11 protein-coding genes are annotated in these 13,242 nt (G+C 74.0%); 6 read left to right on the top strand and 5 right to left on the bottom strand.

Annotated elements, in window-relative coordinates:
- The 3 genes from NI25_RS39380 to sucD all read left to right on the top strand — a co-directional run bounded on the left by NI25_RS39380 (nt 1) and on the right by sucD (nt 3,398).
- Nucleotides 1-612 carry a hypothetical protein gene (locus tag NI25_RS39380; RefSeq protein WP_158508443.1) on the top strand — a complete coding sequence of 204 codons (612 nt, stop codon included), beginning with the start codon at nt 1-3 and terminating at the stop codon, nt 610-612.
- Nucleotides 613-1,300: 688 nt separating this feature from the next.
- Entirely contained in the window at nt 1,301-2,485 is a 1,185-nt protein-coding gene (sucC, locus tag NI25_RS14980; RefSeq protein WP_061442951.1) for an ADP-forming succinate--CoA ligase subunit beta, read from the top strand.
- Nucleotides 2,486-2,513: 28 nt separating this feature from the next.
- Entirely contained in the window at nt 2,514-3,398 is an 885-nt protein-coding gene (sucD, locus tag NI25_RS14975) for a succinate--CoA ligase subunit alpha (protein WP_061442950.1), read from the top strand.
- A gap of 104 nt (nt 3,399-3,502) precedes the next feature.
- On the opposite strand, the gene NI25_RS14970 is transcribed toward sucD, so the two are convergent.
- A complete protein-coding gene (locus tag NI25_RS14970; RefSeq protein WP_061442949.1) occupies nt 3,503-4,729 on the bottom strand; it encodes a helix-turn-helix domain-containing protein in 1,227 nt (408 codons plus the stop codon).
- Nucleotides 4,730-4,825: 96 nt separating this feature from the next.
- Between NI25_RS14970 and NI25_RS14965 the strand changes: the two genes are divergently transcribed.
- On the top strand, nt 4,826-6,511 hold the full coding sequence (locus tag NI25_RS14965) for a DUF6350 family protein (RefSeq protein ID WP_061442948.1): 1,686 nt from the start codon (nt 4,826-4,828) through the stop codon (nt 6,509-6,511).
- 142 nt (nt 6,512-6,653) lie between these two features.
- Here the strand turns inward: NI25_RS14965 and NI25_RS14960 are convergent, their stop codons facing one another.
- Nucleotides 6,654-7,433 (bottom strand): hypothetical protein, encoded by a 780-nt coding sequence (locus tag NI25_RS14960; RefSeq protein ID WP_061442947.1) that lies wholly within the window; start codon nt 7,431-7,433, stop codon nt 6,654-6,656.
- Between the two features lie 315 nt (nt 7,434-7,748).
- Here NI25_RS14960 and purN point away from each other — a divergent pair, with 315 nt between their 5' ends.
- Nucleotides 7,749-8,396 carry a phosphoribosylglycinamide formyltransferase gene (gene purN / locus NI25_RS14955; RefSeq protein ID WP_061442946.1) on the top strand — a complete coding sequence of 216 codons (648 nt, stop codon included), beginning with the start codon at nt 7,749-7,751 and terminating at the stop codon, nt 8,394-8,396.
- On the top strand, nt 8,393-9,970 hold the full coding sequence (gene purH / locus NI25_RS14950; protein ID WP_061442945.1) for a bifunctional phosphoribosylaminoimidazolecarboxamide formyltransferase/IMP cyclohydrolase: 1,578 nt from the start codon (nt 8,393-8,395) through the stop codon (nt 9,968-9,970). The genes purN and purH overlap by 4 nt, the downstream gene beginning before the upstream one ends.
- A 380-nt stretch (nt 9,971-10,350) precedes the next feature.
- Here the strand turns inward: purH and NI25_RS14945 are convergent, their stop codons facing one another.
- The 3 genes from NI25_RS14945 to NI25_RS14935 all read right to left on the bottom strand — a co-directional run bounded on the left by NI25_RS14945 (nt 10,351) and on the right by NI25_RS14935 (nt 13,236).
- On the bottom strand, nt 10,351-10,821 hold the full coding sequence (locus tag NI25_RS14945) for a hypothetical protein (protein ID WP_061442944.1): 471 nt from the start codon (nt 10,819-10,821) through the stop codon (nt 10,351-10,353).
- 106 nt (nt 10,822-10,927) lie between these two features.
- Entirely contained in the window at nt 10,928-12,493 is a 1,566-nt protein-coding gene (locus NI25_RS14940; RefSeq protein WP_061442943.1) for a serine/threonine protein kinase, read from the bottom strand.
- On the bottom strand, nt 12,490-13,236 hold the full coding sequence (locus NI25_RS14935) for an FHA domain-containing protein (protein ID WP_061442942.1): 747 nt from the start codon (nt 13,234-13,236) through the stop codon (nt 12,490-12,492). The genes NI25_RS14940 and NI25_RS14935 overlap by 4 nt, the downstream gene beginning before the upstream one ends.
- Nucleotides 13,237-13,242: the final 6 nt, after the last annotated feature.

Raw genomic sequence — 13,242 nt, 5'->3', positions numbered from 1 at the left:
GTGACAGAGGGCTTGGAGGGCATCGAGTCAGCGGTACGGACCGACGTGCCGCCGTCGCGGCTCCTTCCCGCCCCGTCGGGCCTGATCGACGCGCCCGGCCCGATCGACGCGCCGGACCTCACCGGTGGGTCCGACCTCGCCGACGTCACCGACCTCACCGACCTCACCACCCCCTCCACCTCTGCGGCGCCGGACGTCCGGGCGTCGCGGACCGAGCCCGCGCCGGGGGCGAGGACGGACACCTCGGGCGCCGAGGACCGGTCCGGTGCCGTCGGCTCCCCGGTCGTCGGGGGAGGCGGAAGCCCGGCACACACTGTCGGCCACGGCCCCGGGCCCGGCCTCGGGGCGGCCCCCGCCGCGCCCGCGCGCACTCATCCGGCCGGGATCTCGCCCACCGAGTACGCCCCCGCCCGCCCCGGACCCACCGGCGACCCCGACGGCGCCCTCGGCACCGCGTCCGGCGCCGACCAGGGGACGCCGCGCCACGGGGACGCACGCGCGGTCGCCCCGCAGCCCCGGATCACGTTCCGGCTCGTGCCCGGCGCCCCGGAGCGAGCCGACGCGGCCGGGGTCCGGGAACCGTACCGGGACATCCCCGTCTCTCCCGCCTAGAAACGGTCGCTTCGCCGCCGCGCCCGTCACGCAGGCCGCCGTATCCGCCGATCCGACGCACCTGACGCCCGACGTGCCCACCGGAACCCGCCGCAGCGGGGGACACAGGGCGCGGACGTCCCGCGTCCGGCTCCACGGTTCGACGTCCCCGCCCGGCGCGCCGGACACCCCGCCCGGTGTCCGGCGCACGCCATCGGCACCCTCGTGGCCCCGTTCCCGCGGCACACACCGACCCCGCGGGGGCGCCGGCCCCGGACGGCCGAAAGCCGTCGGCCGCCGGACGGCCGCAACCCCCGCGGCCCGGGGCGGCCGGTCCCCATTGGGGTGGGGACCGGCCGACCCCACCCCGGAGGGCCGCACTCACGCGGCGCCCGGGGGAGCCACGGGCCTCACCGGGCCAACCCCAGCCCGGTGAGGCCCCTCACCGGGGGCCAGAGCACCCCCGCTCGCCGCTCACTCCCGGCACCCCGTGCCAGTGAGGGCGGCATCATGTGACAGGCATCACCGCTCAGGTGTGACCCACGATTTAGAGACCCCCCGCAAGCGGCGATAACCTGCGAGACGGACATGCCGCGCGCTCGGACACCGTGTGCGCCCCCCTTGTGACTCACAGCGGACGTCACGTTGCCCTTCGCGGCACGCCCACGCATCCAACGAACCGCGAGATCACTGATAGGGACGGAAGCGCGTGGACCTGTTCGAGTACCAGGCGAGGGACCTCTTCGCCAAGCACGATGTACCGGTGCTGGCCGGTGAAGTCATCGACACGCCTGAGGCGGCGCGCGAGATCACCGAGCGTCTGGGCGGCAAGTCCGTCGTCAAGGCCCAGGTGAAGGTCGGTGGCCGCGGCAAGGCCGGTGGCGTGAAGCTGGCCGCCTCGGCGGACGAGGCCGTCGCCCGTGCGACGGACATCCTCGGCATGGACATCAAGGGCCACACGGTCCACAAGGTGATGATCGCCGAGACCGCCCCCGAGATCGTCGAGGAGTACTACGTCTCCTTCCTCCTCGACCGTGCCAACCGCACCTTCCTCTCCATCGCCTCCGTCGAGGGCGGCATGGAGATCGAGGAGGTGGCGGCCACCCGTCCGGAGGCCGTCGCCAAGACCCCGATCGACGCGATCGACGGTGTGACGCCCGAGAAGGCGCGTGAGATCGTCGAGGCCGCGAAGTTCCCGGCCGAGGTCGCCGACAAGGTCGCCGACATCCTGGTCAAGCTGTGGGACACCTTCATCAAGGAGGACGCCCTCCTGGTCGAGGTCAACCCGCTGGCCAAGGTCGCCTCCGGCGACGTCATCGCCCTCGACGGCAAGGTGTCGCTGGACGACAACGCCGAGTTCCGTCACCCCGACTTCGAGGCCCTCCACGACAAGGCCGCGGCCAACCCGCTCGAGGCCGCCGCCAAGGAGAAGAACCTCAACTACGTCAAGCTCGACGGCGAGGTCGGCATCATCGGCAACGGCGCGGGTCTCGTCATGAGCACCCTGGACGTCGTCGCCTACGCCGGTGAGGCGCACGGCAACGTCAAGCCCGCCAACTTCCTGGACATCGGTGGCGGCGCCTCCGCCCAGGTCATGGCGAACGGCCTGGAGATCATCCTCGGCGACCCGGACGTCCGCTCCGTGTTCGTCAACGTCTTCGGCGGCATCACCGCCTGCGACGAGGTCGCCAACGGCATCGTCCAGGCGCTGAAGCTCCTCGAGGACCGCGGCGAGAAGGTCGAGAAGCCGCTCGTCGTCCGCCTCGACGGCAACAATGCCGAGCTGGGCCGCAAGATCCTCACCGACGCCAACCACCCGCTGGTCCAGCGCGTCGACACCATGGACGGCGCGGCCGACAAGGCCGCCGAGCTGGCTCACGCCGCCGCCAAGTAAGCACTCAGGACGAGGACACCAACACACCATGGCTATCTGGCTCAACAAGGACAGCAAGGTCATCGTCCAGGGCATGACCGGCGCCACCGGCATGAAGCACACCAAGCTCATGCTGGGTGACGGCACCGAGGTCGTGGGCGGCGTGAACCCGCGCAAGGCGGGCACCACCGTGGACTTCGACGGCACCGAGGTACCGGTCTTCGGCACCGTCAAGGAGGCCATCGAGAAGACCGGCGCCAACGTCTCCGTCATCTTCGTGCCGGAGAAGTTCACCAAGGACGCCGTCGTCGAGGCCATCGACGCCGAGATCCCGCTGGCCGTCGTCATCACCGAGGGCATCGCCGTGCACGACTCGGCCGCCTTCTGGTCGTACGCCGGCAAGAAGGGCAACAAGACCCGGATCATCGGCCCGAACTGCCCCGGCATCATCACGCCGGGCCAGTCCAACGTCGGCATCATCCCGGGCGACATCACCAAGCCGGGCCGCATCGGCCTGGTCTCGAAGTCCGGCACGCTGACGTACCAGATGATGTACGAGCTGCGTGACATCGGCTTCTCGACCGCCGTCGGCATCGGTGGCGACCCGATCATCGGCACCACGCACATCGACGCGCTCGCCGCGTTCGAGGCCGACCCCGAGACCGACCTGATCGTCATGATCGGCGAGATCGGCGGTGACGCCGAGGAGCGCGCGGCCGACTTCATCAAGGCCAACGTGACCAAGCCGGTCGTCGGCTACGTCGCCGGCTTCACCGCGCCCGAGGGCAAGACCATGGGCCACGCCGGCGCCATCGTCTCCGGTTCGTCCGGCACCGCCCAGGCGAAGAAGGAGGCCCTGGAGGCCGCCGGCGTCAAGGTCGGCAAGACGCCGACCGAGACGGCGAAGCTCGCCCGCGCCATCCTGGCCGGCTGACACCTGCCAGGCACGCGGGCCGAGCGCCCGTGCCGCACCGAGTGGCCCGCCCTCTGTCCGCAGGGGCGGGCCACTCGGTGCTTCCGGCCGCCGGGCGGGCCACGTCATTCGAGCCGAGGGCTCAGCCGCTCCGGCCCGTCCTGCAACTGGTCCCGCAGCTTCTGCCGCAGCTCCAGCTCCTCGTCCGACAGGGAGCCCGGCGCCACCCTGGGCGGCACCCCGCGTACCGCCTGCCCGGGGGACACGGGTGGTTCGTAGTGCGTGGGCGCGGTACGTACGGTCAGGGCCGTGGTCCCGATGAGGGCGACCGTGAAGGCGATGGCCGCCCGGGTCCGGAACCTCGCCCGGCGTTCGCCGCCCCTGCGCACCGACGGCGGCCGTGCCGCGCCCAGCCGCTCGTTCGACGCCAGTTCGGCCAGCCGCTGGTGCAGCACCTGCGGGTCGGCCAGTGCGGGGAGGCGGTCGGCGACGGCCTCGCGGGCGCGCAGCAGCCGGTGGGCCGCCGCCGGGGTGCTCGCCTCCGTCTCCGCCGCCGTCTCGGGCAGGTCCAGGCCCACACCGTCGTACAGCACGAGCGTGCGGCGGTGTCTCGGGGGAAGTCTGAGCAGGGTGTTCAGCAGGGTGCGGTCGCCGGGGTCGGCGGGCGGCGGCTCCGGGTGCCGGTGGCGCGGGCGGAAGCGTTGCCAGGGCGAGAGCGCGTACTCGTACGCCGTCGCCCGCACCCAGCCCACCGGGTCCCGGTCGCGGGCCACCTCGGGCCAGCGCTCCCAGGCCGTCTGGAACGCCCGCTCCACCGACTCGCGCGCCTGCTCCCGACGGCCCGTCAGCAGGAAGGTCTGGCGCAGAAGGGCGGGCGCACTGAACTCGTACAGCGCGTCGAAGGCCTGAGCGGGCGTCAGCGGGGTGGGCGCGGGGCGCGGCTCGGGGACGGGGCCGGGGGCCGAATCGCGGGCCGGTTCGGAAGCCGATTCGGGTTGCGGCTCGGGCGCCGGCTCCTGCTTCGGCACCGGCTCCGGGCCTGCTTCAGCTCCCGGGCCGGCTCCCGGTCCTGATGCCTGGTCAGGTGCCGGTTCCGTCTCGTGCGGTGGTGCCGGCTCCGGCGTCTGCGTCGCCTGCCGTGCCGCCTCTTCCTCGGCCAGCGTCTTCAGCAGCTTCGCGTACGCCTCGCGCTTGCGGCCTCGCGGAGTCGTACGGCCGCTCTCCCACGCGCGGACCGTCCCGGGAGCGACGCCCACCCGTTCCGCCAGCTGAGTCTGTGTCAGCGCCGCGGTCTCCCGCAGGCGTCGGCGCGCCTTGGGGGAGGGAAGCGGAGTCGCGGGGCTGCGGGTCACAGGACGCCCCTTCGTACGAAAAAGTACATAAACATATATTGAGCGACACAACGGGGCTTCGCTCGTTACGCCGGGAAAGCGCGTGTCGTTGGGAGCATGTCGGGCGTGATCCAGACGACCGCCCGCCCGGCCCCGTTCTCCCGCCTGCGCACCCGGTGGCGCGACCGTGCGCCCGGGCTGGCCGCCGGGCTCCTGGGAGGCGTGTTCGCGGCGCTGCTGGGACTGGCGGCGTGTGCCGCGCTCGTGACGCTGCTGTGGATCAGTTCGCCGTACCCCGACAGTGGGCCGGGCGGCGCCCTCCACGTCGCCGCCGCGCTGTGGGTGCTGGCACACGGGGCCGAACTGGTGCGTGCCGACACGCTCTCCGGCACCCCCGCGCCCGTCGGCGTCACCCCCTTGCTGTTCGTCCTGCTGCCGGTGTGGCTGCTGCATCGCGCCGCCCGGGACGCCACGGACCCCGGGGACGGTGTGGGCGTGGCCGTCGGTGCGGCTCCGAAGGCGGGAGCCGGTGTGCGCCCGGCGTGGATGGCGGGCGCCGCGGACTCCGGGCCGCCGCCCGTCTCCGCGCGACTGGCCTGGACCGGGGTCGTCCTCGGCTACCTCGGCGTCGCCGCGCCCGTCGTCCTGTACGGGCAGGGGGGCGCCCTGCGGCCCTCGTTGTGGTGGGCGCTGGTGTGTCTGCCGCTGGTCGCCATGGGGGCGGCGGGCGCCGGTGTGTGGACGGCGTTCGGCCGGCCGGGCGGGCCGGTGGGGCGGGCGCTGCGGGTGCTGCCCCGGAAGCTGCGGGAGCTCATGGTGGAGCCGGATGCGCGCCTGGGCGCCTCGACGCGCGCCGCGGGCGCGGGTGCGGCGGTGCTCGTCGGGGGCGGCGCGCTGCTGCTCGCGGTGTCGCTGGTGTGGCACGGGGCCGCCGCGGGGGAGGCCTTCCTGCGGCTGACCGAGGGCTGGTCGGGGCGGTTCGCCGTGCTGCTGCTCTGTCTGACGCTGGTGCCCAACGCGGCGGTGTGGGCGGCGGTCTACGCCCTCGGTCCCGGCTTCATGCTGGGTGCCGGGCATGTCGTGGCCCCCGCCTCCTCCGCTCCGGCCCCGCTGCTGCCGCCGTTCCCGCTGCTGGCGGCGGTGCCGGACGCGGGGCCCGGGACGCCGCTGCACTGGGCGGCCGGGGCGGTGCCGCTGGTCGCGGGGGCGGTGGTGGGGTGGTTCACGGCGCGGGCGGCCACGACGGATGCGGCGGGCCGGGAGGCCGGGCCGGCCGAGGGGGCGGCCGTGGCCTGGTCGTGGCGGCGGACCGCCGGAGCCGCGGTCGTGGCCGCCGTTCTGTGCGCGGTCCTCGTCGCCCTGCTGGCCGCGTTCGCCGGCGGACCGCTCGGGAGCGCCGCGCTCGCCAGGTTCGGGCCGGTGTGGTGGCAGGCCGGGGGCGCGACGGCGGTGTGGATCGGTGCGGTGGCGGTGCCGGTGGCGGTGGTGGCGCGGGCATGGCGGTGCCGGGGTGCCGCGGCGCGGGGGGACGGGGACGGTGAGGCTTCCTTGCCCTCCCGGCGGTACCCGCCCTCTGCGTCCGCCAGGTTCTCCGTGCGCTCCGTGCGCTCCGTGCGCTCCGTGTTCTCAGGGCTTTCCCCGGGGCGGTGGTGGAGGCGGAGGGCGAAGGACGGGGAGGGTGGTGGTGGGGCGGGGCGGGAACCGGGGTCGTTCGGGTTGTACGACGTCGATGACGACGGTGGGGTCGCGTACGACCTGCTGCCCGTCGACGGTGCCGAGGGGGCGGCTCGCGGTGGGGAGTGACGGTGGGTGAGGGCGGTGCGGAGGGTTTTCTTCGCCCCCGCCGCCCCTTCCCTCTCCCGTCCCTGAGGGCTGCCGCCCCCCAGACCCCCGCTTTCGGTCCTGGACGTGCCTCGTCCTCGAACGCCGGACGGGCTGAGAGATCTCAGTCGCCCGAGCCCAGCAGGTCCCGCAGCTGTTCCGGCAGGTGGCGTTCGCAGGACTGTTCCGCCGCGTGGGTCAGGGCGTCCTCGCGGCAGGTGTAGTAGTCGCTGTAGACCAACTGGGCACCGAAGGACGCGGCGACCAGGACGATGGCCAGGGACGACGTGACCAGGCCGCTGATCGCTGCGGTGCGCTGCGGACGGCCGGTCTGCTCGGCGGGCGGGGCCGGGGTGTTCGGGTCGGAGGCGGCGCGGGGCTTGGTGCGCAGGGCGCTGATGCCCCAGTACAGGGCCAGGGCGCCGAGCAGCAGGGCGACGTACGGCCAGGTGAAGAGGGCGAAGAAGAGGGCCCACATGCCGCTCAGCAGGGCGTAGCGGGCACGCCGCTGGGCGGGGTCCGTCGGGTCCCAGCGCGGGCCCTGGCCGCCGCCCGGAGCCTCGGGGCCGCCCGATCCGCCGGGCCGCTCGCCGAAGCCGCCGGAGGACCGGCCGGGCTGCCGGTCGCTCCACCGGCCGCCCCAGGGAGACCGCTCGCCGTCGCCCTCGGAGCCGCCGTCACCCGAGGGGTGCCGCGGCTGCCAGGGGCGGTCCGGCGTGCCCTCCGGGGGCGGTGCGAACGGGTTGTCCTGGTCGGGGGCGCCGTCCTGCCCGCCGCCGTTCTGCCGGTCCGAGGACGAGTCGGGCGGTGACGAGGGGCGCTCCCGCAGCAACACGGTGCTGCGCTCCCCTGGCTGCGCCGACTGCTGGGGGAGGGTGAGCAGTCGCAGGCTGCGGTCCGGCATCAACTGAGCGTCTTCCCCTTGGCGACGGTGGGCGGCTGGAACGGGTGGACTGGCGGGCGGGCGGGCGGAACGGACGTGCTGTGGAGCGCGCGAACCGGTCGGTACACCCGGTGAACGCGTGACCCACGGGCGGCGTTCCCGCCCCCGCTCCACGCAGACGCTACCTTCCGGTCACGCCCCCGTCCCGAGGGGGCCGTCCGGTGTGCCGGTATCGTTGCTGACGGTCGGCCGCTTCGTAGACTTCCCCGTATCCCGGGACGCGAAGCATTCGTACGACCGTACAAAGAGATCGCTTTCCCGAGAAAGGCCCCCACCGTGGCCGCCAAGCCAGTGGACCGGCGAGCCAGGCGCCTCGTCGTGCTGGTCTCCGGATCCGGCACCAACCTCCAGGCGCTCCTCGACGAGATCGCCGCCACCGGCGCCGAGACCTACGGGGCCGAGATCGTGGCCGTCGGCGCCGACCGCGACGGCATCGAGGGACTCGTCCGCGCCGAGCGTGCCGGGGTGCCGACCTTCGTCCGCAAGGTCAGGGACTACGGGACCCGCGAGGAGTGGGACGCGGCGCTCGCCGAGGCCGTCGCCGCCCACGAACCGGACCTCGTCGTCTCGGCCGGGTTCATGAAGATCGTGGGGAAGGAGTTCCTCGCGCGGTTCGGCGGGCGGTTCGTCAACACCCACCCAGCACTCCTCCCCAGTTTCCCGGGAGCCCACGGTGTGCGCGACGCGCTCGCGTACGGCGCCAGGGTCACCGGCTGCACCGTCCACTTCGTCGACGACGGCGTCGACACCGGGCCGATCATCGCGCAGGGCGTGGTGGAGGTCCGGGACGAGGACTACGAAGACGAAGGTGTCGCTCTGCACGAGCGCATCAAGGAAGTCGAGCGAAGGCTGCTCGTCGATGTCGTGGGGCGGCTCGCCCGCAACGGCTATCGCATTGAGGGACGAAAGGTAGTTATCCAGTGACCGCCACCGCCACCGCCGGGAGCAACAAGCGGGCCATCCGTCGCGCGCTCGTCAGCGTCTACGACAAGACCGGGCTCGAGGACCTCGCCCGCGGGCTGCACGAGGCCGGCGTCGAGCTGGTCTCCACCGGGTCGACCGCCGGGCGGATCGCCGCCGCCGGCGTCCCCGTCACCAAGGTCGAGGAGCTGACCGGCTTCCCCGAGTGCCTGGACGGCCGGGTCAAGACCCTGCACCCCAAGGTGCACGCCGGCATCCTCGCCGACCTCCGCCTGGAGAGTCACCGGCAGCAGCTCGACGAGCTGGGCGTGGCGCCCTTCGACCTGGTCGTGGTCAACCTCTACCCGTTCCGCGAGACCGTCGCCTCGGGCGCCACCGCCGACGAGTGCGTCGAGCAGATCGACATCGGCGGCCCCTCGATGGTGCGCGCCGCCGCCAAGAACCACCCCTCGGTCGCCGTCGTCACCAGCCCCGCCCGGTACGCCGACGTGCTCTCCGCGGTCAAGGACGGCGGCTTCGACCTGGCCGCCCGCAAGCGGCTGGCCGCCGAGGCCTTCCAGCACACCGCCGCGTACGACGTGGCCGTCGCCTCCTGGTTCGCGAGCGAGTACGCCCCCGTGGACGACTCCTCGTTCCCCGACTTCCTCGGCGCCACCTACGAGCGCGCCCACACCCTGCGCTACGGCGAGAACCCGCACCAGCCCGCCGCGCTCTACACCTCCCCCCAGGGCGGCGGCCTCGCGCAGGCCGAGCAGTTGCACGGCAAGGAGATGTCGTACAACAACTACACGGACACGGACGCCGCCCGCCGTGCCGCGTACGACCACGCCGAGCCCTGCGTCGCGATCATCAAGCACGCCAACCCGTGCGGCATCGCGGTCGGCGCGGACGTCGCCGAGGCGCACCGCAAGGCGCACGCCTGCGACCCGCTGTCCGCGTTCGGCGGCGTGATCGCGGTCAACCGCCCGGTCTCCAAGGAGATGGCCGAGCAGGTCGCCGAGATCTTCACCGAGGTCATCGTTGCGCCGGACTACGAGGACGGTGCCCTCGAAGCCCTCACCAAGAAGAAGAACATCCGCGTGCTCCGTGCCCCCGAGGCCCCCGCCGCCCCGGTCGAGGTCAAGCCCGTCGACGGCGGCGCCCTCCTCCAGGTCACCGACCGCCTCCAGGCCGAGGGCGACGACCCGGCCACCTGGACCCTCGCGACCGGCGAGGCCCTGTCCGAGGCGGAGCTGGCCGAGCTGGCCTTCGCCTGGAAGGCGTGCCGGGCCGTCAAGTCCAACGCGATCCTCCTCGCCAAGGACGGCGCCTCCGTGGGCGTCGGCATGGGCCAGGTCAACCGTGTCGACTCCGCGAAGCTCGCGGTGGAGCGGGCGGGCGCCGAGCGCGCGCAGGGCGCCTACGCCGCCTCCGACGCGTTCTTCCCCTTCCCGGACGGCCTGGAGATCCTCACCGCGGCCGGCGTGAAGGCCGTGGTCCAGCCCGGCGGTTCGGTCCGCGACGAGCTGGTCGTCGAGGCGGCGAAGAAGGCCGGCGTGACGATGTACTTCACGGGCACGCGGCACTTCTTCCACTGAGCGGCACGCACAGGGCGGCCCGCCGGCGGTACACCCCCGTACACCGGCGGGCCGCGCCGTGCGTCCGGGGGCTCGGCACGGCCGGCGCCCCGGCGGCCGCGGGCACGGCCATGGCGACTTTCGCGTCGGCCCAGCACCCGGTGAGTGCCCGGGCCGCCGTGGCTCTGGCGACGACCACCTCGGGCCGGACACCGCCCACCATTCCCCAGTCCAACAAGGGGCAGCGTACGGGGGGCGGGTGAGGGCGGCCCAGGCATTCGGACACCCCGGCGGGACGGCGAAACGGCGGCCTCCGGCCCCTCCGAGGAGGGAACCGGAGGCCGCCGGGGAGCGGACCCGGTGAGCGGGTCACGCCGGACGAGCGGGCCCGGGTGAGCGGGTCAGCAGGGGCGCAGCGACCAGATCGGGTCCCAGGTCGCCCGGCCCGCCTCGTAGGCCGTCGACGTCCAGCGGACGCTGCCGTCCCGGTTGAAGAACTTGGCGACCGTGCCCGGCGTCTGGTTGTTGGTGAACGGGCCGTCGCCGGTCCAGTTGGTCAGGTTCCACGTCTGGCACTTGTAGAAGTCGAACTTCGTGCCGTTCACGATCATGCAGAGGTGGCCGTAGCCGCAGGCCAGGTCGCGGGCGCCCAGGGTCTTGGGCGCGTCCGTCACGGTCAGGCCCTCGTACTCGACCGCGTCGGCGGTCACGCGCAGGGGCTTCGGGCTGTCGGCCAGCACCTGGCCGGCCTTCTGCTGGAGGCCGGTCACGCGGGTGCCGTCCGGGCTGTCGGCGGCCGTGGCCGCCACCGTGGAGCTCGCGGCCAGGGCCGTGGCCGCGAAGAGGAGAGCTGCGGGCTTGACGATGTTCATGGTTGTTCCCCCGTGAACGTCGGAGTCGTACCGGTCGCACCGCCGAAGCGGTGTGCTCACACCGTCCCCCGGACGCCCGCCGCGCGGTACCTCGGAATTCTCAGGGTCACTTCCCGCCCCGGGGCGTGTACTCCTTGAGGTGGTGAGCGACGCGGTCGGCGTAGTCGCGGTACTTCGGGGGAACCCCGCCCGCGTCGTTCACCTTCCGGTACGACGTCCGGTACGCGACGGCGACCAGCACCCGGCGGTCGCCCGGCAGGCCGGCGTCGAGGCGGGGCGTGATCCAGCACAGGTAGCGGCCCATCGCCGGGATGGACTCGGCGGGCGGGAACGGCGGCTCGGGCACGGTCTCGCCCGGGGTGCCGTCCTCGTTCATCCACCAGCGCAGCACGCTCGGGGTCCAGCGGGCGATGCCGTACTCGTCCTTGGCCGGGTCGGCGAGGTCCGGGTCGAAGCCGCTCTCGACCTTCAGCATGGCCGCGATCAGGGCCGCGCTGACCTCCTCGTGTCCGCAGTCGTGCGCCGTCTCCACGATCAGCAGCCGGTAGGCGGGCGGCACGTCCCGGTCGGTGCGCAGCTCGGCCGCCCCGTAGGAGGCGGCGGCCACGGCGCTCGCGGTGCCGCCGGGACGCGCGCCCGCGCCGGGCTCCCGGCCGTCGCCGGCCCAGCGGGAGAGGCCGTACCCGAGCGCGGCGACGGCGAGCAGTCCCGCCGCCGCGCCGGCCAGGACCCGGCGCCGGGGGCGGGCCCGGGCCCGCAGCGGCCACCCGGCCGGGCCGCCCGCGTCCCCCGTCGCGTCCGTCACCCGGCGCAGCAGGTCGTCGGTGCCGATCCGGTCGGCGTGCGTACGGGTCAGGCACGCCCGTACGGTCTCCCGCCACGGCGACGGCAGTTCGGGGGACAGGCGCAGCTCGTGGGCGCCGCGGGAGTACGCGACGGCGGCGTCGCGGCGGGCCGTCGGGGTGCCGCCGGGCAGCGGGAAGGACCCGGTGAGCACCAGGTGGGCCAGGACGCCGAAGGCCCACACGTCGGCCGAGGGACGGATCCGGCGGCCCCGTTCACCGATCTCGGACCACAGGAGCTCGGGCGGGGTGTAGTCCGGGGTGGAGAAGGCGGGCGTGTAGGCGTGGGTGCCCTCCAGTTCGGCGGCCATGTTGAAGTCGGCGAGCCGTACCGAACCGTCCTTCATCAGCAGGACGTTGGCCGGTTTCAGGTCGCCGTGCACCCAGCCCGCCCGGTGCAGCTGGTCCAGGCCCTCGCAGACCTGCGAGAGCAGGGCGGGCCCGGCCGGCGGGCGGGGTGTGGCGGCGAGCAGCGCGGACAGCGAACCCTCGGCCCGCTCCAGGACGAGCACGGTGGCGCCGTCGAGCCGGGGGCGGCCGGGGGCGTTGACGGTGAGGGTCTCGTACATCCGGATCAGCCGGGGCCGCCGCAGCCGGCGGAGCAGCCCGACCTCGCGCTCGACCAGGTCCCGCAGGTGCGACAGCTGCCGCGGGGTGCCGGTACCCGTGGGCAGGAACTTCAGGGCGGCCGTCTCCGGCGGGCCCGGCCCGGCGTCCACCCGGCGCGCCGCGTACACGCTGGCGAAGGCGCCGGTCGCGATCGGCTCGCGCACCTCCCAGCCGCCCACCCGGTACCCCCGGGGCACCGGGACGGCGTACGGCTCGGTCATCGCAGCGCCTGTCCGGACGGCGCCGCGAGGACCACCAGGTCGTCCTCGCGGACCAGGTCGAAGCGGAGCGCCAGGGAGACCAGTGACTCCTTCTTGCCGTTCAGCCGGGGACCGGGCTCGGCGGTCTCCGGGCCCGGCTTCAGCCGTAACTTCACGGCGAGGTAGTCGATGTTCCACTGCACCGACGTACGCGAGGCGGCCGGCCAGGCCGGGCGGAGCCGCTCGACGACCTGGTCCACGGTCGGCAGCGGCGCGTGCGGCGCCCCGCGCAGCCTCGGCTCGCACAGCGCGGCCAGCACCGCGAAGTACCGCTTGGTGCGGTCGACGGAGAACGCCGGGGCGGTCGGCTCGCCGTCGGTGCCGTCCTCGCCGCGCAGATAGTCGTGGCGCGGCGCCCACACCTCGAGAGGCAGCAGGTCGCCGGCGGCGGGCAGCACGATCCGCGAGAACTCGAACGGCACCGGGGCGTCGAGGCGTCCCGGCGCCACCTTGATGTGCTCGCCGGCGCCCTCCGGGTTCTCCACCACGTAGGTCTGGTGGGCGGAGAGGTTGCTCACGGTCCAGAAGGTGCCGTGCGCCGTGATCTCACCGGCTCTGCGGGAGACCCCGTCGTGCCCGATCAGGAGCCCGCCCTCGGGCACGGACCGCCCGAAGGCGAGCCGTTCGCCGGGCGCGAGCCGGTACTGGGTGCTGGTGTTGTCGTCCTCCGTGGTCGGCGGAGGTACCACGATGATGCTGTACAAGGTGCG

This window comes from Streptomyces sp. CCM_MD2014, assembly GCF_000772045.1.
Lineage (GTDB): Bacteria > Actinomycetota > Actinomycetes > Streptomycetales > Streptomycetaceae > Streptomyces > Streptomyces salinarius.
The sequence above is the reverse complement of the archived record's forward strand: the minus strand, read 5'-3'. Positions and strand labels throughout refer to the sequence as shown.